The sequence below is a fragment of the Streptomyces sp. NPDC046303 genome, assembly GCF_055588085.1.
In genome coordinates, this window is record NZ_JBVJFA010000002.1 from 64,705 (window position 1) to 84,267 (window position 19,563).

Annotated in this window: 18 protein-coding genes; 6 read left to right on the top strand and 12 right to left on the bottom strand. The window is 71.8% G+C overall.

Features of this window, described 5'->3' with window-relative positions; translation table 11 throughout:
- Positions 1–17 precede the first annotated feature (17 nt).
- The 6 genes from ACZ6I1_RS02080 to ACZ6I1_RS02105 are packed head-to-tail and all read left to right on the top strand — an operon-like array spanning position 18 to position 7,045.
- Positions 18–233: an MbtH family protein gene (locus ACZ6I1_RS02080; RefSeq protein ID WP_469282086.1), complete on the top strand. Its 216-nt coding sequence runs from the start codon at positions 18–20 to the stop codon at positions 231–233.
- Positions 234–273: 40 nt separating this feature from the next.
- Entirely contained in the window at positions 274–1,512 is a 1,239-nt protein-coding gene (locus tag ACZ6I1_RS02085) for a cytochrome P450 (RefSeq protein ID WP_469282087.1), read from the top strand.
- Between the two features lie 54 nt (positions 1,513–1,566).
- On the top strand, positions 1,567–2,829 hold the full coding sequence (locus ACZ6I1_RS02090) for a LeuA family protein (RefSeq protein ID WP_469282089.1): 1,263 nt from the start codon (positions 1,567–1,569) through the stop codon (positions 2,827–2,829).
- Positions 2,813–4,798 carry an aconitase family protein gene (locus ACZ6I1_RS02095; RefSeq protein ID WP_469282091.1) on the top strand — a complete coding sequence of 662 codons (1,986 nt, stop codon included), beginning with the start codon at positions 2,813–2,815 and terminating at the stop codon, positions 4,796–4,798. The genes ACZ6I1_RS02090 and ACZ6I1_RS02095 overlap by 17 nt, the downstream gene beginning before the upstream one ends.
- On the top strand, positions 4,795–5,829 hold the full coding sequence (locus tag ACZ6I1_RS02100) for an isocitrate/isopropylmalate dehydrogenase family protein (protein ID WP_469282093.1): 1,035 nt from the start codon (positions 4,795–4,797) through the stop codon (positions 5,827–5,829). The genes ACZ6I1_RS02095 and ACZ6I1_RS02100 overlap by 4 nt, the downstream gene beginning before the upstream one ends.
- Positions 5,822–7,045, top strand: coding sequence for an aminotransferase-like domain-containing protein (locus ACZ6I1_RS02105; protein WP_469282095.1), 1,224 nt, complete (start codon positions 5,822–5,824; stop codon positions 7,043–7,045). Before ACZ6I1_RS02100 ends, ACZ6I1_RS02105 begins: the two co-directional genes overlap by 8 nt.
- A 10-nt stretch (positions 7,046–7,055) precedes the next feature.
- On the opposite strand, the gene ACZ6I1_RS02110 is transcribed toward ACZ6I1_RS02105, so the two are convergent.
- The 12 genes from ACZ6I1_RS02110 to ACZ6I1_RS02165 all read right to left on the bottom strand — a co-directional run bounded on the left by ACZ6I1_RS02110 (position 7,056) and on the right by ACZ6I1_RS02165 (position 19,558).
- A complete protein-coding gene (locus ACZ6I1_RS02110) occupies positions 7,056–7,820 on the bottom strand; it encodes a hypothetical protein (protein WP_469282097.1) in 765 nt (254 codons plus the stop codon).
- Positions 7,804–9,417: a substrate-binding domain-containing protein gene (locus ACZ6I1_RS02115; protein WP_469282099.1), complete on the bottom strand. Its 1,614-nt coding sequence runs from the start codon at positions 9,415–9,417 to the stop codon at positions 7,804–7,806. The genes ACZ6I1_RS02110 and ACZ6I1_RS02115 overlap by 17 nt, the downstream gene beginning before the upstream one ends.
- On the bottom strand, positions 9,414–10,658 hold the full coding sequence (locus ACZ6I1_RS02120) for a hypothetical protein (RefSeq protein ID WP_469282101.1): 1,245 nt from the start codon (positions 10,656–10,658) through the stop codon (positions 9,414–9,416). Before ACZ6I1_RS02120 ends, ACZ6I1_RS02115 begins: the two co-directional genes overlap by 4 nt.
- A gap of 122 nt (positions 10,659–10,780) precedes the next feature.
- Positions 10,781–11,080: a DUF1876 domain-containing protein gene (locus ACZ6I1_RS02125; protein WP_469282103.1), complete on the bottom strand. Its 300-nt coding sequence runs from the start codon at positions 11,078–11,080 to the stop codon at positions 10,781–10,783.
- A 73-nt stretch (positions 11,081–11,153) separates the two neighbouring features.
- Positions 11,154–11,357 (bottom strand): DUF5988 family protein, encoded by a 204-nt coding sequence (locus tag ACZ6I1_RS02130; protein ID WP_469282105.1) that lies wholly within the window; start codon positions 11,355–11,357, stop codon positions 11,154–11,156.
- A gap of 51 nt (positions 11,358–11,408) precedes the next feature.
- Positions 11,409–12,659 (bottom strand): amino acid kinase family protein, encoded by a 1,251-nt coding sequence (locus ACZ6I1_RS02135; protein ID WP_469282107.1) that lies wholly within the window; start codon positions 12,657–12,659, stop codon positions 11,409–11,411.
- The gene (locus ACZ6I1_RS02140) at positions 12,647–13,696 is read right to left on the bottom strand and encodes an aspartate-semialdehyde dehydrogenase (RefSeq protein ID WP_469282109.1); all 1,050 of its coding nucleotides are present in this window, start codon (positions 13,694–13,696) and stop codon (positions 12,647–12,649) included. The genes ACZ6I1_RS02135 and ACZ6I1_RS02140 overlap by 13 nt, the downstream gene beginning before the upstream one ends.
- Before the next feature lie 47 nt (positions 13,697–13,743).
- Complete coding sequence (locus tag ACZ6I1_RS02145; protein WP_469282110.1) at positions 13,744–14,703, bottom strand: GlxA family transcriptional regulator; 960 nt, start codon at positions 14,701–14,703, stop codon at positions 13,744–13,746.
- A 95-nt stretch (positions 14,704–14,798) separates the two neighbouring features.
- On the bottom strand, positions 14,799–15,260 hold the full coding sequence (locus ACZ6I1_RS02150) for a response regulator transcription factor (RefSeq protein ID WP_469282112.1): 462 nt from the start codon (positions 15,258–15,260) through the stop codon (positions 14,799–14,801).
- A gap of 56 nt (positions 15,261–15,316) precedes the next feature.
- A complete protein-coding gene (locus tag ACZ6I1_RS02155; RefSeq protein ID WP_469282113.1) occupies positions 15,317–16,774 on the bottom strand; it encodes an aldehyde dehydrogenase family protein in 1,458 nt (485 codons plus the stop codon).
- Between the two features lie 43 nt (positions 16,775–16,817).
- Complete coding sequence (locus ACZ6I1_RS02160) at positions 16,818–18,104, bottom strand: hydroxyacid-oxoacid transhydrogenase (RefSeq protein ID WP_469282115.1); 1,287 nt, start codon at positions 18,102–18,104, stop codon at positions 16,818–16,820.
- A gap of 215 nt (positions 18,105–18,319) precedes the next feature.
- Positions 18,320–19,558, bottom strand: coding sequence for an ATP-grasp domain-containing protein (locus tag ACZ6I1_RS02165; protein WP_469282116.1), 1,239 nt, complete (start codon positions 19,556–19,558; stop codon positions 18,320–18,322).
- Positions 19,559–19,563 lie beyond the last annotated feature (5 nt).

The window sequence follows — 19,563 nt, forward strand, 5'->3', positions numbered from 1 at the left end:
TGTGAGAGGGACACCCCATGAGCAACCCCTTCGAGAACGACGACGCCTCCTACCTCGTCCTGGTCAACGACGAGGGGCAGCACTCGCTGTGGCCGGCCGCCACCGAGGTGCCCGCCGGCTGGCGCTCCGTCCACGGCGCGGCGGGCCGCCAGTCCTGCCTGGACTACGTCGAGGAGCACTGGACCGACATGCGGCCGCACAGCCTGACCGGCTCCGTACCGCCCGCCGCGTGACCTCCCCCGCCCGCGAGCCGAGCGAGGAGCCCGCCGCACCATGACCTCAGCCCCCGCCACCGTCCCGGACCTGACCGACCCCCTCACCCACCTGCCCCCCGACGGCCTGGACGAGACCTGGGCGCACCTGCGCAGCGAGGACCCGGTCCACTGGCACCCGGGCGGCACCGACACCCCCGGCTTCTGGGTCCTCACCCGGCACGCCGACGTCTCGGCCGTCCTGCGCGACTCCACGCGCTTCACCTCCGAGCGCGGCAACGTGCTCGCCACCATGCTGCACGGGGGTGACAGCGGGGCCGGCAGCATGCTCGCCGTCACGGACGGGCCGCACCACACCGCCCTGCGCACCCTGCTCCTCAAGGCGTTCTCCCCGCGCGCCCTGGAGGGCGTGGTGCGGCAGGTGCGCCGGACCACCCGACGGCTCGTCACCGAAGCGCTGGACAAGGGCGGTTGCGACTTCGCCCAGGACATCGCCTCGTACGTGCCGCTCGCCACCATCTGCGACCTGCTGGCCGTGCCCGAGTCCGACCGGGAGTACATCCTCACCCTGACCAAGTCGGCCCTGGCGTCGGACTACGCCAACCTCCAGGAGGGCGAGGACCGTCTCGCCCGCGCCGAACTGCTCCTGTACTTCCACGACCTGGTACGCCACCGCCGCGCGCACCCCGGCGCGGACGCCATCAGCCTGATGGCGACGGAGCCCGCGGGCTCCACCCTGCTCGACGACGACGCCATCGTCCTCAACTGCTACAGCCTGATCATGGGCGGTGACGAGACCAGCCGCCTCTCCATGATCGGCGCCGTGCGGATGCTGGCCCACGACGCCGGGCAGTGGCAGGCGCTGCAGTCGGGCGCGGCCCCGCTCAAGGAGGCCACCGAAGAAGTCCTGCGCTGGACCACCCCCACCCTGCACTTCGGCCGGGCCGCCACCGAAGACGTCGCACTGCACGGCCGCACCATCGCCAAGGGCGACCTGGTCACCCTCTGGCTCTGCGCCGCCAACCGCGACGAGCGGGTGTTCACCGACCCGTACCGCTTCGACCTCGCCCGGACGCCGAACAAGCACCTCTCGCTCGGCTACGGCCCGCACTTCTGCCTGGGCGCCCATCTCGGCCGGGTCGAGATCACCGCGATGCTCGACGCGCTGCGGACCTTCGTCGGCTCCATCGAGCAGACCGGTGCGGAGCAGCGCATCTACTCGAACTTCCTCACGGGCATGAGCAGCCTGCCCGTCTCGCTCAGCCCCCGTACCGGGCCGCTTCCCGCCTGGCAGGAATGACCGCCGGAACCTGCCCTTCTTCCCGTACCACCACCAGAGCACGCGGAGGTCGCAGTGAACAGCAACACCGGCCGGAATGCGCACCCCAGCCCCGACGTCTGGTTCAACTGGAACAGCGTCGAAGCGGTGCCGGCCACCCCGGCGCCGGCGTACACGGGGAAACTCTTCGACGAGACGCTGCGCGACGGACTCCAGGCTCCGAACATCCGCAACCCGTCACTGGACCAGAAGCTGGCGCTGGTGGAGCACATGGCCCGCACCGGCGTCCACTCGGCGGACCTCGGCTTTCCCGGCTCGGATCCGGTCGCCCTGAAGGAATGCGTGGAGATCGCCCGGTACATCGCCGACCACCGGCTCCCCCTCGTCCAGGGGTACGCGGGCCGCACCCACCCGGCGGACATCCACGCGATCTGCGAGATAGCCCAGCAGGCCTCGGTGCCCGTCGACGCCTACCTGTTCATCGGCGTCAGCCCCATCCGCCAGTACGTGGAGGACTGGGACCTGTCCACCATCCAGCGCCACGTCCGCGACGCCGCCGTCGCCTGCCGCGGCGAGGGAGTGGAGTTCGTCCTGGTCCTCGAGGACGCCGTACGGTGCACGCCCGAGGTGCTCGCGGGGGTGTACGACGCGGCCGTGGAGTCCGGGGTGTCCCGCCTGACCCTGTGCGACACCGTGGGCGCGGCCCTGCCGGCCGGCGCGGCCTCGCTCCTGCACTGGTCCCGGCGCCACTTCCTGGACCGCGGCCATCCGGTCGCCTTCGAATGGCACGGGCACAACGACCGCGGACTGGCCCTGGCCAACTCGCTCACCGCCCTCGCCCTGGGCTGCGAACGCGTCCACGGAACGATCCTGGGCATCGGCGAGCGGGCCGGGAACGCCTCCCTGGACCAGCTCATCGTCAACACCCACCTGGACGGGCACGACAGCTACGACCTCAAGGCGCTGCGCGACTACTGCGACTACGCGGCGCCCGTGCTGGGAGTCGACATCCCGCAGAACTATCCCGCGCTGGGCCGGGACGTGTTCAAGACGAGTGCCGGAGTGCACGCCTCGGCGATCCTCAAGGCCCACGAGAAGGGAAACCTGCTCGTCAAGGACAGCGTGTACTCCAGCGTCCCCGCGAGCTTCCTGGGCCGCGAACAAGAGGTCCTCATCGACGAGGCCTCCGGCACCAACAACGTCAAGTACTGGCTCACCGTCAACGGCTACGACAGCTCCAACGCCGCATACCTCAAGAAGGTGCTGGCGAAGGCCAAGTCCACCCGCGGCCCCCTCACCGACGAGCAGATAAGGCAGATCATTGCGACCGCCGAGTGACATCACGGACGGCGCCGCCGAGCGCCGCACGATCCGCCTCCGGGGCAACGTCCTCGTCGTGACCGAGGACACGGACGCGCTCGCCGCCCAGCTGGACGGCGGCAGCGGCCTCACCACGGCCCAGCTGCTGCGCACCCCGCTCATGAACAACATCTCCACGGACGAGATGATCCCCGGCTGGTGCTGCTACTGGTACGACGAGAAACTCGGCGACTACGCCTATCTGGGCCTGCGCGGCAAGCGGGTCGGCGAGGGGGCCCTGCGCGCCTTCGGCCCGCAGATCATCGTCAGCGGTGAGGCGAAGGGCTGCGGCTCCTCCCGGGAACACGCCGTCTACGCCGAGAAGTACGCGGGCGTCGAAGTGGTCTTCGCCCGTTCCTTCGAGCGGATCTACGAACAGAACTGCCGCAACGTCGGCATCGTCACCTGCGACGACTTCGAGCTCCTCGACGCGCTGCTGGCAGGCGAGGAACTGCCGCTGGAGGCCTTCACCCGGCGGGCCAACGACATCGAGCGCGCGATCATCGACCTCGGGGGACTCTTCGGCTTCAACCGGGCCGGCTCCCGCATCGAGCCCGCGTTCGAGGCGGGCCGCCCCCTCAACGTGGTCGAGAAGATCATCCAGAGCCGGCTCTCGGACCGGAACCGGCTGCCCGCGGACGCGAGCATACGGATCGGCCAGTCCTACTTCGTGAGGACGGACGTCCGCTTCTCCCACGAATACGTCACCCCCATGGCCGCGGGCATGTTCACCCAGCAGTTCGGCCCCGGCGCCGCCCTGGCCGACCCGCGGTCCGTGTACTTCTTCCAGGACCACCTGTCGCTGGCCGCGCCGGTGCTCGCCCGGCGCGCGAACGGCGCCGAACTGATCGAACGGGTGGAGAACCTCGGAAGCCGGCAGCAGGAGTTCGCCGCCCTCAGCGGCGGCAACTTCATCGGTCCCGCACCGGACGGCGGCAGCCGCGCCATCTGCCACAACCACATCGTCGAACACGTCGCCCGCCCCGGAGACGTGATCATCGGCACCGACAGCCACACCTGCACGGCCGGCGCCGTGGGCGCGTTCGCCTTCGGCGTGGGCGCCACGGACATCGCCAACTCCTGGTACAACCGCGAGATCCTGCTGAAGGTCCCGGCCGTGATCCGGATCAACCTGCTCGGCGCACTGCGCCCCGGGGTCTGCGCGAAGGACGTCATGCTCGGCCTGCTGCGGCACCCCGCCATCGAAGGCAGCCAGACCCTGGGCAAGGTCCTCCTGTTCACCGGACCCGGCTGCGCCGGACTGTCCATGGACGAGCGCGCCACCCTGTGCAACATGGCCGTCGAGGCCGGCGGCATGACCGCCCTGTTCGAGCCCGACGCGATCACCCACGCCCACCTGGCCCGGCGCGATCCCGCCGAGCCGCCCGGCAGCACCCTCACCTCGGACGAGGACGCCGCCTACGCCGCGGTCGTCGACATCGAACTGGGCGCCACCGAGCCCATGGTGGCCCTGCCCGGCGACCCGCGGAACTCCGTCCCCCTCGCCACCCTGCGCGAGGAGGTGAAGGTCGACAAGATCTACGGCGGCTCCTGCACCGGCGGCAAGGCCGACGACATGGACATGTACGCCAGCGTGTTCGAGCGGGCCCGGGCCCGCGGCGCGCGGGTGCCCGCCGACGTGCAGGCGTTCATCCAGGTCGGCAGCGAGGCCGTGATGCGGTACGCGTCCGAGCGCGGCTACCTCGAGCTCTTCTCGGAGGTCGGCGTGACGGTCCTGCCCCCCTCCTGCGGAGCGTGCATCAACGCCGGTCCGGGGGTCTCCGAGAACCCGACGGAGGTGACCGTCAGCGCCCAGAACCGCAACTTCCCCGGGCGTTCGGGGCCCGGACAGGTCTACCTGGCCTCGCCCTACGTCGTCGCCGCCAGCGCCATCGCGGGCCGGCTCAGCTCGGTGGAGGACATGTTCCCGATGCGGACGGGCTCATGAAGATAGCGGTGGTTCCCGGCGACGGCATCGGCCGCGAGGTCGTCCCGCCGGCCCTGGAGGTACTGGACCTGCTCAGCGAGGAGTTCGGCCTCGGGATCGGGTACGAGGTCTTCGGCTGGGGCGCGGACCAGTGGCTGAGCACCGGCGTGGGGCTTCCCGAAGGGGCGCTCGGCATGCTGTCCGAGCAGTACGCGGCGGTGTTCCTGGGAGCCCTGGGCGATCCCAGGATCCCCGACATGGCCCACGGCCGGGACATCCTCCTCGGCATGCGCAGAGGACTCGACCTCTACGTCAACCACCGCCCGCTGACCCTGCCGACGGGACCGGTCGACGTCTACCGCGAGAACACCCAGGGCCTCTACGCCGGGGTCGGCGGCACGGTGCTGCAGGGCGGGCTGGCCGGAGTCGCGATCGACGAGTGCGTGTACACCCGCCCCACGGTGGAGAAGTTCGTCCGCTACTGCCTGCGCCGACTCGCCGAGGGACACCGCAGGCGCGTCGTGCTCGTCCACAAGTCCAACGCCGTACCGCACACCGGGAGGCTGTGGCAGGAGGTCTTCCGCCGCGAGCTCGAGGACTTCCCGCAACTGGAGGGGTCCGAGGAGTACGTCGACTCCTTCTGCTACCACCTCGTGCGCGATCCGTCCCCCTACGAAGGCGTCGTCACCTCCAACCTCTTCGGCGACATCATCAGCGACATCGGCGCCGCCCTGATGGGCGGCCTCGGCCTCGCCGCGAGCGCGAGCATCTGCCCCGAGACGGGGTTCGCCCTCTTCGAACCGGTGCACGGCAGCGCCCCCGACATCGCCGGAAAGGGGGTGGCCAACCCGTACGCCGCCCTCCTCTCCCTGGCCATGATGCTCGACCACCTCGGGCACGGGGCACCGGCCGCCGTGCTGCGCCGGGCCCTGGCCGGTGCGCTGCGCAGCAGCGCGGCCACCCCCGACCTCGGCGGCCGGGGGACCACCGCCCGGTTCACGGCCGAGGTGACCACGCGGATCTCCCAGGAACTCGAGGTGCGCCGTGCGTAGACGCGTCCCGCCGCCCGGGCTGGCCCGCCGGACCGACACGGCCGGCAGCTCGGTGATCCGCGAGGCCCTCGCGCTCACCGCCCGGCCCGAGGTGATCTCCTTCGCGGGCGGCCTGCCCGCCTCGGAACTGATCGACACCGACGGCATTCGCGCCGCGTACGACCAGGTGCTGCGCGAGGCCCCGCACCGGGTCCTGCAGTACTCCGTCACCGACGGGGACCCCGGCCTGCGCGAGGCGGTCGCGGCGCGGCTGGTCCGCGGCGGGCTCGCCGCACGCCCGGACGGCCTCCTCATCACCACCGGCGCGCAGCAGGCCCTCACCCTGCTGGCGACCGTCCTGCTCGAACCGGGCGACACCGTCCTCGTCGAGGAACCCACCTACCTGGCCGCGCTCCAGTGCTTCGGCTACGCCGGCGCGCGCGTGGTCCCGGTGCCCACCGACCGGCACGGCATCGACGTCGAAGCCCTGGCGGAAGCCGTCGGACGCGAGCGGCCCAAGCTGCTCTACCTGGTGCCCGACTTCCAGAACCCGACCGGGCACACCCTGCCGCTGGAGCGGCGCCGGGAGGTGGCCCGGCTGGCCTCCGAGCGTGGGTTCTGGATCGCCGAGGACGATCCGTACGGCGAACTGCGCTTCCGCGGCGCCCGGCTGCCGTGGATCTCCGCCCTGGAGGGCGCCGCGGACCGGACCGTGCTGCTCGGCAGCCTCTCCAAAGTGGTGGCACCGGGCATCCGGCTGGGCTGGCTGCACGCGCCGCCCGGCCTGCGCCGGGCCGCCGTACTCGCCAAGCAGGCCCTCGACCTGCACAGTTCGACCGTCGACCAGGCGGCCGCGGCCCGCTACCTCCGCGACCACGACCTCGACGCCCGCCTGGGCCCGGTCAGGGACCTGTACCGCGAACGCTGCGACACCCTGCTCGACGCGCTGCCGCAGGTGCTGCCCGCCGGCAGCACGTGGAGCCGTCCCGACGGAGGCATGTTCGTCTGGGTGCGGCTGCCCGACGGCTGGGACGCGGCGGCCCTGCTCCCGCACGCCGTGGCGCAGGACGTCGCCTACGTGCCCGGCGCCCCGTTCTTCGCGGGGCGCCCCGACCCGGCCACGCTGCGGATGTCCTTCGCCGGCCACGGACCGGCCGACATCAGGGAGGGGACGCGCAGGCTGGCCGTGACGTTCGCGGGGGCCGCCGCGCCGCAGCGGGTCCAGCTGACATGCTGACGACGAAGGTCTAGCGGAAGATGGCCATCGCCTGGACCTCCAGGACCCCCTCGTCCGGGTTCCACTCCTGGACCTTGCCCAGGCAGCGGGCCGAGAAGGTGCCCCGGGGGACCTGGTTGCGCAGGCCCTCCGTGGCGCAGGTGACCCGGACCCGGGGCCCGCGGGACGGGTCGGCCGGATCCCCGTACGGGGCGAGGAACACGGTGGAGCCGGCGCGCTCAGGGTCGTCGCCGGTCGCCCGGAACCGCCCCCGGATCAGGACGAAGCCCTCGATGTCGCGCAGCCGGACGGCGCCCTGCGCGCCGGAGGCCGTGCGCAGCAGGGCGGGGCTGCGGGTGACGGAGTGGCTCGGGAGGTCGACGTGCACGATGACGCGCTTCTCCTCGAGCACCTTCATGATCAGGCCGATCACCGTGATCGGTTCCGCGACCTCCAGGTAGCGGCTGACGATCTCGGTGTTCTCCTTGCGGCCGCCGTCCGCGCCGACCCCGAAGACCTTGGCGCGGACGGTGCCGTCCTTGCTGTCGCTGGTGCGCTGTTCGACCTCCTTGCGCAGGGCGGCGGTGTACCCGCGCATCTGGTAGTGGTCCATGACCGTCTTGTCGTGCAGGTAGAAGCAGATGCCGTCGGTGAGGTCCTGGGCGGCGGCCCGCCGGGCGCGGACCAGCCGCAGCACCGCCACGGCCAGGAGCGCCGCGAGCCCGGCGCCCGTGGCCGCCCACAGCAGCATCCAGGGCCACCACACGGCCCACCACGCTTCACTCGTGACACCCACGGATCTCCTTGAAGGCGTTGAGGAGGGACTGCCCGGTGGCGTCGGCCATGTGCCCGCCGGTGGCCCGGGCAGCCCGGTCGAGCTCCTCCGGGTCGGCCTCGCCGTACCGGACGGTGTACGTGCGGACGGCGCGGGCGGCCGGCGGCAGGGCCGCGTACCGGGCGAGGAACGTGTCGAGGCCGATCCCGGCGTTGTTCTCGCCGTCGGTCATGAGCACGAGGGAGACGCGCTGTCCGGCATCCTTCGCCACCGCGTCGGCCGCCGTCCGGTAGCCGTGGTCGAGCGCCGACCACACGGCGGTGCTCGCGTCGAAGCCCTCGCCGGCGACGGCCGCGCGCAGCCGTTCCAGGTCGGCTTCGCCCGTGTACGTCACGGTCTGCTCGTCCAGGACGCGGCCGCCGAAGCGCACCACCGTGATGGTCTCGCCCTGGTGGAAGCGGACGAACTTGCCGGAGCGGGAGCCGTCCGCCCCGCTGAGCCCGGCCATGGTGGCGCGCAGGCCCGCGATGCGCTCGCCGCGCATGGATCCGGAGAAGTCCAGCAGAAAGATCACCCGCGCCCGGCGGCCGCTGCGCGCCTCGCCGTAGTCGGCCAGCAGCCGGTCGATGACCGCCTGGCTGTCCGGGAAGTACAGGGCGTTGCCGAGCGGGGCGCGCAGGCTGGGCACGCGCGTGAGGCCGGGGTCGACCGGCCGGCGCAGCGTCCGTTCCATGATCTTCCGCTGGACCGGCTCGCTCCGCAGCCAGGCCGTCAGCCGGTCGTACGCGGCCCGCCGGGCCGGATCCAGCAGCATCAGCGGGTAGTCGGACAGCACGATGCCGTCCTTCGGGTAGACGAGCTCCAGGGGCACGCGCAGGGTGCCCGCGCGGTTGAGGGCGAGCAGCTCGGACTCGTAGGTGATCAGCCCGTCGAGGCCGTCCTCGCCCCGGGCGTACGCGTCGGTGAGGCGGCCGGAGGAGTCCTCGGTCACCGCGTGCCCGGCGAAGAAGCCGCGCAGCCGGTCGCAGGAGACGTCCTCGGGGCGCAGCGCGCCGCCGGTCCCCGCGGCCGCCGTCGCGACGCCCACGAGTGCGGCGAGCCCGCTGTGCGCGGTGCGGGGGTCGGCCATGGCGTACTTCAGCGTGCCGGCCGCGGCGGCGTCCGCCAGGTCCGCCCACGACAGCTGCCCGTCGGGGGCCGCCCGCCGCAGCCGCTGGGCCGCCTCGGGCTTGAGGCCCACGACGACGGGGGAGCGCATGGTGCTCGTCGACAGCGGACCGTCGGACTGGCGGCCCCTCTCCTTCAGCAGGAGCTGGAGCGGGCGGGAGGAGGAGAGCCAGGCGAGGTCGTGCCGGTAGTGGCCGCCGGCCAAGGAGGCGGTGGCCTCGACGGTGCCCTGGTACTCCATCGCCAGCGTGATCCCGGTGTCGCGGCGAAGGTCCTCCAACAGGGGCTCCATGTCGGCCAGTTCGGAGCCGGCGAGCACCCGCAGCGTCACCGGTTCGTCCCGGTCCCCGGTGCAGGAGGTGAGCGGGGCCAGGACGCACAGGCAGGCCGCCAGGGCGAGCGCGGCCAGCGCCCGGCGGCGGAGCCGGCCGGGAGCAGGCGGGGCCGTCACGGCGCCCCGTCCGGCAGCGGCGCGGGCGGGCAGTCGCCGACGATGGAGATCATCTGCTCCAGGTGGCGGATACGGGGCATGGGCGAGCGGGTGTTGTCCGTGCGCAGGGCGGGCACCGGCACCCTCCGCTCGGTCAGGAACCGCGACAGCTGGTCGCCGGCGATCTCGCCGGCCGGGTCCAGGATCCGGAAGCCCAGCTCCATGGCGCGCCGGCGCAGCTGCGGGTCCTTGAGGACGAGGTCGCCGAGCCGCTCGCCCCGGGCGTTCAGTGCGATGAACTGGGGCTGGGTGACGAACTGGCTGGAGGGGTAGAGCAGGACGCGCTCCGTGTCGAGCCGGCCGGACTCGGAGCGGTGCCGGACCTGGTAGGTGAGGTACTGGTGCTCGTACGCCACGACCACCGGGGCGATCCCCTTGCCCTCGGGCGAGAGGTACGTCCGGAACACGTCGGCGGCGGGCAGCCCCTGCTCCATGAGGTGCTTGACGGAGTTCGCCCGGCTGGTCGCCTCCTGCGGGGTGGAGGGGACGTCGGGGCCCTCGCCGCGCCAGGTGAAGGAGACCAGTGCCAGATAGGTCCCGGCCGAGTTGGAGGTGCACACGTCGGGGCTCTGGGCGACGATCCGGTTGGCGTTGGAGATCCCGTGCCGGCGGATGCCGAGGTCGTTCCAGCGCTGTTCCCGGTGGATGTGGTCGAGGAACTTCTGCATGTCCAGCGCGTAGTAGAGCGGCTGGTCCGCGCCCTCGGCGGGCAGCGGCGCGGCGATGCCGGCGTCGTGCAGGGTCTCGGCGTACTCCCGGTAGGTCGCGAGCACGATGGGGCTCACGAACGGCCGGTGCACCTTGGCGTACTGGCCGGCCGCCCCGCGGACGCCGGTGATCAGGTCCCCGGCCGGCTGGCCGGAGGGGAAGACGAAGTCGAAGGCGGCGAGGTCCCGCAGGGCGACCTCGCGCGAGCCCGAACTGGTGATGTGGACCTTCACGCGGTGTTTCAGGAGGATTCGCTGGACCTCCTCGTCCTCGAAGAAGTCCCGCTTGGAGGCCATCTTGCCCTCGAGCACGACGATGCTCTCGAAGGGCAGCAGCAGATTGCCCGACACGGCCAGCGTGGTCAGCCCCGTCAGTACGGTGGCCAGCGCCGGCAGGAAGAACAGCAGCAGGCCCCGCCGCGACCACGAGCCGGACGGCCGGCGCCGGACGGCCAGCCGGGGCTCCTCGACGACCGGTCTCTCCCCGACAACCACCCATGCCCCCCAGCACGCCAGCGTCACCCTTGAAGCGGCAGCATCCACCGCCCGGTTGGCCATTCACTCACAGCCGGGCCAATCCCGGATGAACAACTGGGTTGAAAACGTGGAGGGTTGGCTCAGGAACCGGCGTCTTCCGGCCATCCGTAACCCGTGCGCGGATCGGGAGGTACGGCGCCCATCGCGGCCAGGTCCCGGTCGGCGGCGCGCATCAGCTGACCGGCCAGGTCGCGCATCGCCCTGCTCGCCGCGAGCTCGTCACCGATCGCGGGGACGTCCAGGTCCTGCGGATTGCAGCGTGCCGCACCGCGGCCGACCATCGTCGACTTCCCGTTCTTGTCGAGCACCGCCCGGGCCTTGGTCGTACCGCCCTCCTCGATCAGGTAGACGCCCACCTTCCATTCCTCGGCGTGTGTCATGACGTGCCTCCTCACACCCCGGATCCGCCCTGTCTCCAGGATGCATCCGGGTGCGCGGTACCGGCCACTGCCGCTACTCGGCGATCTCCGTCCGCTCCCACCACTCGTACACGGGCAGCTGCCCCTGCGGGCTGTCCTGGAGCCGCGACGTGGGCTTGAAGTGCTCGTATCCGCCTCGGTGCGGGATCTTCAGGTCTTCTCCCGGGGAGGGGGCCGCGACGATCCGCTCGGGCAGGTCGTCCGGGCCGCCCACGAGTGCTGCGCTGTCTGAAGCCATGCCTCCAGTCTTCCGACCCGCGCGCGCGTCCGCATGTCGAACCCGGGGCGCTCAGCGCCCGCCGTCCCCCGCCGCGCGGCCGGGCCGGGGGCCGGACAGGAGGTCACTGTGCGCGGAGCGGGCCTTGACCGGTGCCGGTACGGCCGGCCCCGCGGCGCCCACCGCCTCCGCATGCGGGTGCTGGTCCGGGTCCGGGGCCTGGTCCGGGTAGAGCAGGCCGTGGCACCGGCGGGCCTCGGCGTCGGCGTCCGCGCGGGACACCAGGACGTGCTCGGCCCGCCCGTCGGCGTGCACCGTGGTGATCAGGCACAGGCCCTCGTGCCGCCGCCCGGCGCCGAGGTGCCGCGCCGTACCCCTGACCCCGCCCGGCACCACCAGATACGTGCCGCTCGCCGCGTCGAACTCCGTGGTCCGCAGCCCCTCCGCCAGCAGCCCCCGGGCCGCCGCCCTGCGCTCCGGCCCGGACCGGAAGCGCCAGACGTCGCTGCTCTTGTGCGCGACGACCGCGGCCGCCTCGGGACCCTCGCCCACCACGGTCCCGTCCCCGCCCGCGCCGCCGGTCCACGGGAAGGGCCGGCAGTGCAGCCGCACGTCCCCGCGCTCCGCCCAGTCCACGGCGCTCTCGTGGACGACCTTGGCGCCGTGCCGCGACATCCGCCGCACCCCCTCGTAGCTGATCGCGGGCAGCGTCCGCGCGGCCGGCACCAGATAGGGGTCCGCCGTGCACACCCCGGGCACGTCGGAGAAGAGCACGCAGGTGCCGGCGCCCAGCGCCGCGGCCATCGCCGCCGCCGACAGGTCGGAGCTGTTGCGCCCCAGCATCACGGTCCGGCCGGCCGCGTCGACCGCCTGCCCGCCCGGGACGACCAGGACCGGACGGTCCTCCAGACCCGACAGCAGCGCCGCGGGATCGGCCCGGACCAGCTTCGCCCGATCGGCGGGCCCCTCGCCCAGCAGCCCGGTGCCGGCCGCGGAGAGCGCCAGCGCGGGGACGCCCCCGGCATGGAGCGCGGCCGCGAGCAAGGCCACGCTCACCGTCTCGCCGCTGGTCAGCAGCATGGCGGCGACCGGTGCGGGCGGATCGTCGGCCAGCACGCCGAGGGTCTGCTGGAGCCTGCCCGTGGTGCCGGACATCGCGCTCACCACGACCACCACGGGCCGCTTCCCGGCGGCCACCCGACCGGCCGTGTACCGGGCCACCCGTGTGTAGCCGTCCAGGTCCGCGAACGCCGATCCGCCGAACTTCACCACCAGCGGGCCCCGGTCCGGCGAGGCGGCGCCGCCGCCGGTCAACCCCACCACCCCTTCTCCACGGCGAGTTCCACGATCTGCAGGGCGTTGAGCGCCGCCCCGACCCACAGGTTGTCGGCGACCACCCACACCGCCACGGCCCGCGGGTCCTCCGGCTCGACCCGGATGCGGCCGACGTGCACCAGCGCCCGGTCCTGCGGCCGGGCGAAGACGGAGCGGGGCATCGGGTACGAGGGGCTGTCCGACCGGGTGTAGACCCGCAGCCCCGGGGTGGCCGTGAGCGCCTTCTCGACGGCCGCGGTGGTGACCGGCTCGCGCAGCCTGACGTGCACCGCCTCGGAGTGGCAGTGGAAGACCGGCACCCGCACCGCCGTGGCGCTCACCCGCAGCTCCGGCAGGCCGAGTATCTTGCGCGGTTCGCGGACGAGTTTGCGTTCCTCGTGGGTGAGCCCGGAATCGTCCTGGAGACCGATCTCGGGCACGAGGCTGAAGGGCAGCGGCTGCCCGAACCGCCCGCCCGGCCCGCCCTGCGCCCCGGGGTCGGCCAGGATCGCCCGGGATCCCGAGGCCAGTTCCTCCAGCCCCTGCAGTCCGCCGCCCGACGCCGCCTGGTAGGTGGCCACCACCACGCTGTCCAGCGTGGCGAGTTCGTGCAGCGGCTGGAGGGCGCGCACCAGCTGGATGGTCGAGCAGTTCGGATTCGCCACCAGGCCGGAGGCCGGCCGGACCGCGAGGGCGCCGGGGTTCACCTGCGGTACGACGAGCGGCACGTCCGGCCGCATCCGGAACGCGGAACTGTTGTCGACGACCAGCACACCGGCCGCGGCCAGCCGCTCCGCCTCCCGGTTGCTGACGTCCACGCCCGCGCAGAAGACGGCCGCGTCCAGACCCCGGGGGTCGAGTTCTCCGACCGTGACCAGCGGGGCCATGGGCAGGGACAGCCCGAGTTCGGCGCCCAGGTCCCGGCCGAGGCTGCGGGCCGAGCCGACCGGCACCACCTGTTCCACCGGCACGATCCCGCCGTCGAGCAGGGCCAGGCACTCCCTGCCCACAGCGCCGGTGGCGCCGACTATCGCGATGCGCAGCATTCCCGTCCTCCTGTTCGCCCGGGCAGGGGCCCGGTGTGTGTGCCGTATCAGGTGAGAGAACCCCGGAAGGCGCGCCGGTAGGCGTTCGGGGTGGTGCCCAGCGAGCGGACGAACTGGTGGCGCAGGGCAGCCGCGTTGGGGAATCCCGTACGGGCGGCCACCGCCTCCATCGTCTCGTCCGTCTTCTCCAGAAGCCGCTGGGCGCTCAGTACCCGCTGCGCCAGCAGCCAGCGGTACGGGGTGGTGCCGGTCTCCATGCGGAAGCGCCGGGCGAAGGTCCGCGGCGACATGCACGCCAGGGCCGACAGCTGTTCCACGCTGATCTCCTGGTCCAGGTGCTCCTCGGCCCAGGCCAGGACGTCGCGCACGCCGTCCTCGCGGAACTCCGCCACCGGCCTCTCGATGTACTGGGCCTGGCCGCCGTCCCGGTGCGGGGGGACGACCATGCGCCGGGCGATGGCGTTGGCGACGTCGCTGCCCTGGAGCTTGCGCACCAGGTGGAGGGCCGCGTCGATGCCCGCGGAGGTGCCGGCCGAGGTGAAGACCGGATCCTCGTCGACGTACAGCACGCCCGGTTCGACCTCCGCCTTCGGATAGCGTGCCGCGAGCGCATCGGCGTACCGCCAGTGCGTGGTGCAGCGCCGCCCGTCCAGGAGCCCGGCGGCCGCCAGGACGAAGGCCCCGACGCAGACGCTGAGCACCCGGGCGCCGCGCGCCACCGCCTGGCGCAGGGCTTCCAGGAGCTCCGGCGGGAAGTCCCTGGTGTGGAAGTCGTCCCCCACGGGGATGGCGATGAGGTCCGCGTCCGCGAGCCGGTCGAGGCCGTAGGGCGTGCTGATGGTGAATCCGGGGACCGCTCGCACGGACGAGGATTCCGCGGCGACGAGCGCGAAGTCGTAGGCGGGCAGCCCCTCCTCCTGGCGGTCGATCCCGAACACTTCGCATACGACGCCCAGCTCGAAGGGGTGGACGTTGTCGAGTAGCACCGCGGCTACGTTCTTCAGCATGGGATCCAATGTGGCAGGGATTCGTGGTGTTCTGACAGTCCCACCACTGTCAGGTGGCCAAAAGCTCCCGCACACTGACGGCATGGATCCCGCAATCATTCGCCGATGGAGACGATACCGCCGCGGATTCCCATGACGACGGCTTGGGTTCGATCGGAGGCGCCCACCTTCGAGAAGACGGCGGACAAATGGTTCCGCACGGTCTTCTCCGATATGCCGAGCGAACTGGCGACCCGCCGGTTCGACTTCCCCTGGGAGACGAGGACCAAAATCTCCCGCTCGCGCGCCGTCAGGGAGGAAAGGGGTTCCCGGGACGTCGGATCCGCCGGGGGAGCGGACGGGGCGGGATTCGCCTCCGGCTCTTCTCCGGTATCCGTGCGCAAGACCTCGATCATCTGCTCCTGGGCTTCCAGCGCATCCTGCACCTCACCGAGGGCCTTGTGCATCCTGTCGACCGCTTCGGCCAGGGCCGTAACGGGCTGCGGTGGCGCACCGCAGAATTCGCAGCACCTCTCGCCATTCAACTCCACAACTCGCCTCTGCACGACACGTGCCATCAGGTGCACTCCCTTGATGCAGATGTGATAACCGAACCGCTCTTTTCGGTGAGGGGTCAAGAAGGAAGCTGCGTGTGGAGGGCCACTGTCTTGCACCGCGTGTATTCGCGCAGCGCCTCCAGCCCCTTCTCCACGCCTATGCCCGAGCGCTTGTATCCCCCGAAGGGAAGCTCCACGCCTCCCGCCGCGCTGTAGTTGTTCACGAACACCTGCCCCACCCGCAGCCGCTGGGCGAGCCAGTGGGCGGTGGTCACGTCGGAGGTCCAGACACCGGCGGCCAGCCCGTAGGTGGTGTGCTCGGCGAGCTCGACCGCTTCGTCCAGCGCGTCGAAGACGGTCACGCACAGGACCGGGCCGAAGATCTCCTCGTTGAACACCCGGTGTTCCGGTGCCACGCCGTCCAGCAGGGTGGGCTGCACGTAGAACCCTCCGGCGTGGCCCTCGCCCTCGGGTACGCCGCCGCCGGCGCGGACCTCGGCGTGCCGGGCGCCCTCGGCCATGTAGCCGAGCACCCTGTCGCGCTGTTTCGCGGAGATGAGCGGTCCCATGTCGGGATCGCCGATGCCCGGGCCGATGCGCAGGGCGCGGAACGCGTCCGCGAGGGCCGCCACCAGCTCCTCGTGCACGGACCGGTGGACGAGCAGCCGGCTTCCGGCCGAACAGTTCTGCCCCGCGTGCTCGGTGATCGAGTCGACGATCAGCGGCACCGCACGTGCGGCGTCGACGTCGGGGAGCACGATGTGCGGGGACTTGCCGCCGAGCTCCAGGGTGACCGGAACGATGGTGCGCGCCGCCGCCGCCATCACGGCCTCGCCGACCTCCCGGGAACCGGTGAAGGCCAGGCGGTCCAGGCCGGGATGCGCGGCCAGCGCGGCGCCCGCCTCCTCTCCGTACCCCGGCACCACGTTCAGCGCGCCCGCCGGGAGCCCCGCTTCCAGGACGATCTCCGCCAGGCGCAGCGAGGTCAACGGCGCGTCCTCGGCCGGCTTGAGCACGCAGCAGTTCCCGGCCGCGAGGGCGGGTGCGACCGTCCGGGCGGCGATCTGCAGGGGGTAGTTCCACGGGATGATGTGCCCGCACACCCCGTACGGCTCGCGGAGGGTGAAGGCGAAGCGGTCCGCTTGGTGCAGGATCGTTTCGCCGCCGAGTGCTTCCACCGCACTGGCGTAGAAGTCGAAGTAGCGTGCGGCGACATCGGCGTCGACCAGCGACTGCCCGAGCGGCTTGCCGGTGTCGAGGGTCTCCAGCACGGCCAGTTCCCGGCGTTCGGCGCGGATCGCCGCGGCGATCCGGCGGCAGACCCCGGACCGCTCCGCCACCGTGGCGAACCGCCAGGAGGACTCGTACGTGTGCCGGGCCGCGTCCACGGCGTCGGCGACCTCGGCCGCGCCGCAGCGGGCCACTCGCGCGAACGGGCGGCCGTTCGACGGATCGAGGACGTCGATCCACGCCACCGCGGGAACCTTCTTTCCCGCGATCACGGCCGTGTACTCGGTTAAGTCTGCTTCGCTCACGGGGGTCTCAAGCTCCTTGCATGGGGGACCGCAGCACTCGTCGTCAGCCGGTCATCGAACCGCCGAGGATTCTTTCCAGATCATGAGCGGCGACGCGGCGCGGGCAGCACACCAGCAGGCGCTGCTGTTTGAGCGCGCCGTCGACAAGCGCAGGGAGATCCTTGCCCGAATAACCGAACGACGCAAGGCCGCCTGGTCCGCCGGTATCCGACACCAGCCGTTGTAAAGTGGCCGGAAGTACATCCGCTCCATGGGACGTTGACACTCCGGCCAGATTCGCGCCGAGCAGCTCGGCCGCACGCAGATGGCGTTCGGGCGATGTCGGATAGGTGAATTCGAATGCCGCGGGGGCGGTGGAGACGACCGCGGCGCCGTGCGGCACCATCGCGTGATCGACCGCATATCCCTCCGGCCGGTAATCGCGTACGAGTCCGGCTATCGGATAGGCGCACGCGTGCGGAATATGGGTTCCGGCATTGCCGAACCCCATTCCCGCATAGCTTGCCGCCTGGCTCATTCCGATACGGGCTTCCAGATCGTCGGGGTTGAGCACGGCCCGCCGGAGATAGCGGCCGACCAGCCGCAGTGCCTGCTCCACCCACACGTCACTGATCGGGTTGGCGCCGACGTACAGCGGCCGGTCCTCCGGAGCGGGGTAGGGGGGACGCCGGTCGTAGGGGCGGGCGGTATACGACTCGCAGGCGTGCGTCAGCACGTCGTACCCCGAGGACGCGGTGACCGCCGGCGGCAGCGTGAGGGTGTTGGCGGGGTCGACCAGCGCCAGGGCCGGCAGCAGCCGCAGGTCGCTGATCCCCGTCTTCACGTTCAGGCCCGACACGCCGAGGGCGACCATGGCGGTGCACTCGCTCCCGCTCCCGGCCGTGGTGGGCACCGCCACCAGCGGCTTCAGCGGGCCGGGGATCCTCAGTCCGGCGCCTATCGGCGCGTTCAGGTAGTCGCGTACCGACCGGCCGGGGTAGGTGAGCAGCAGGTTCAGCATCTTGGCGGTGTCGATCGCGCTGCCGCCTCCGAGGCCGACGTACCCGTCCACCCGGAGGGACGCCAGTTCGCGGGCGGCCCGGGTGACGCTCTCGTCGGTGGGCTCCACCTGGGCGCGGTCGAAGACCGAGACCGCGATCCCCTCCCGCTCGATGAGGCCCGCGACCCGGGCCGGCAGGCCGAGGCCGGCCAGCACCCGGTCGGTCACCAGCAGGACCGACCGCAGGCCCGCCCTGCGCAGTTCGTATCCGATCTCCCGCGTGGCGCCGACCCCGATCTTCAGTGGCGGGGCCTGCCAGCCGATGATCCTCTCGTGCTCTGGAGAACTCATCCCGACCCACGCAACCGGCTCCACCGTCTGCCCTCGCCCTCTTGGCCGCCCGGCAACATTACGTTGCATATTCCCACCGCATTTGATCAGGTGAGAGCCACATTAGTCGGGTGAATTCGACCTCACCATAGGACTCTCGTCCCATGCGGAAAGGGGCGGGGTGGCCGAATTCCCACCCCGCCCCTTTCCGCTCCCCACCCCGCCCCCACCAGCGGTCAGACGGTTTCCACGGTCAGCCGCGCCTCGATCTCCTTGACACGGACGGTGTCCGCGTCAACGGATTCCTGACTCGGGCCGGCGAGAATGACCCAGCCCAGACTGGTGAACAAGTCCTCCGTGCACGGCACCAGTTCACCGTTCGCGTACGGCAGGCCCAGCCGCTGGAAGGTCGGCAGGGCCCGGACCGCGTCCAGCGCCTCGGCGTTGCGCAGGATCCCCTCGCGCGGACTGGACAGCCACACCACGCGCACCGGCTGCACGATCTCGTAGCCGGGGGTGAACGTACCGTCGAGGTGGTGGCGGACCGTGCGGTCGATCTGGCAGTCCCCGGTGGCCAGCCGCGCCGAGTACTGCAGACAGCTCCCGGCCAGCCGTGCGGCCGTCTCGATCAGCCGCGGGCCCTCGGCCGTCAGCATGACCTCCGTGTGCGTGCAGCCGGTCCGGATCCCGACCGCCTGCGCCACCTGCCGGGTGTACTCGCCCAGCGCGATCGCGATCGGGTCCTGCGGGGCCAGGTAGTCGACCGCGTCGTAGATCCCGATCCTGTCGTTCTTGGCGGACTTGCTGTAGCGGCTGACCGAGACCAGCCCGAACTTCCCGTCGACCGAGTACGTGTCGACGATGTACTCCGTCCCCTCGGCGAACTCCTGCACCAGAACGGTGTCGTTGCGGAGGTCGAAGCGGTTGACCGAGCCGAGGAGGCGGTGGAAGTACGGCCGCCAGTCCTCCCGCGCGCCGACCTTGTGCACGTCGTCCGTGCCCCCGCTGCGGCGGGGCTTGAGCACGAGCGGCCGGCCCTCGAGGCCGTTGTCCCGGATCCACGCGGCGACCTCTTCGGGGTCGTCGGTGGCGATCTGCCGCAGATGCGGAATGCCGGCGGCGGCGACCGCCTGGCCCATGGGCCATTTGTCACGGCGCGCTTCGGACAGCTCGAACACGTTGCCCGTGCCCGGCATCAGCTCCTCGATCAGCGCGTCGACCAGCATGACCGCGGATTCGTTGCCCGGGACGATGGCGACGGGGTCGTACTCCTTCACCGTCCGGACGAGCTCGGCGAAGTCCCCGTCGTGGTGGTGGGTACGGAAGAAGGCGTCCGGATTCCAGGTACGCCGGTAGGAGTTGAGCGGGCCGGGCGTACTGAGCACGGCCACCGGTTCGACGTCTCGCGCCCGGAAGGCGTTCGCGTACTCGGCCGCGCCGGAGTAGGGGTCGACGAGGATCGCGTAGCGGGGCATTTCTT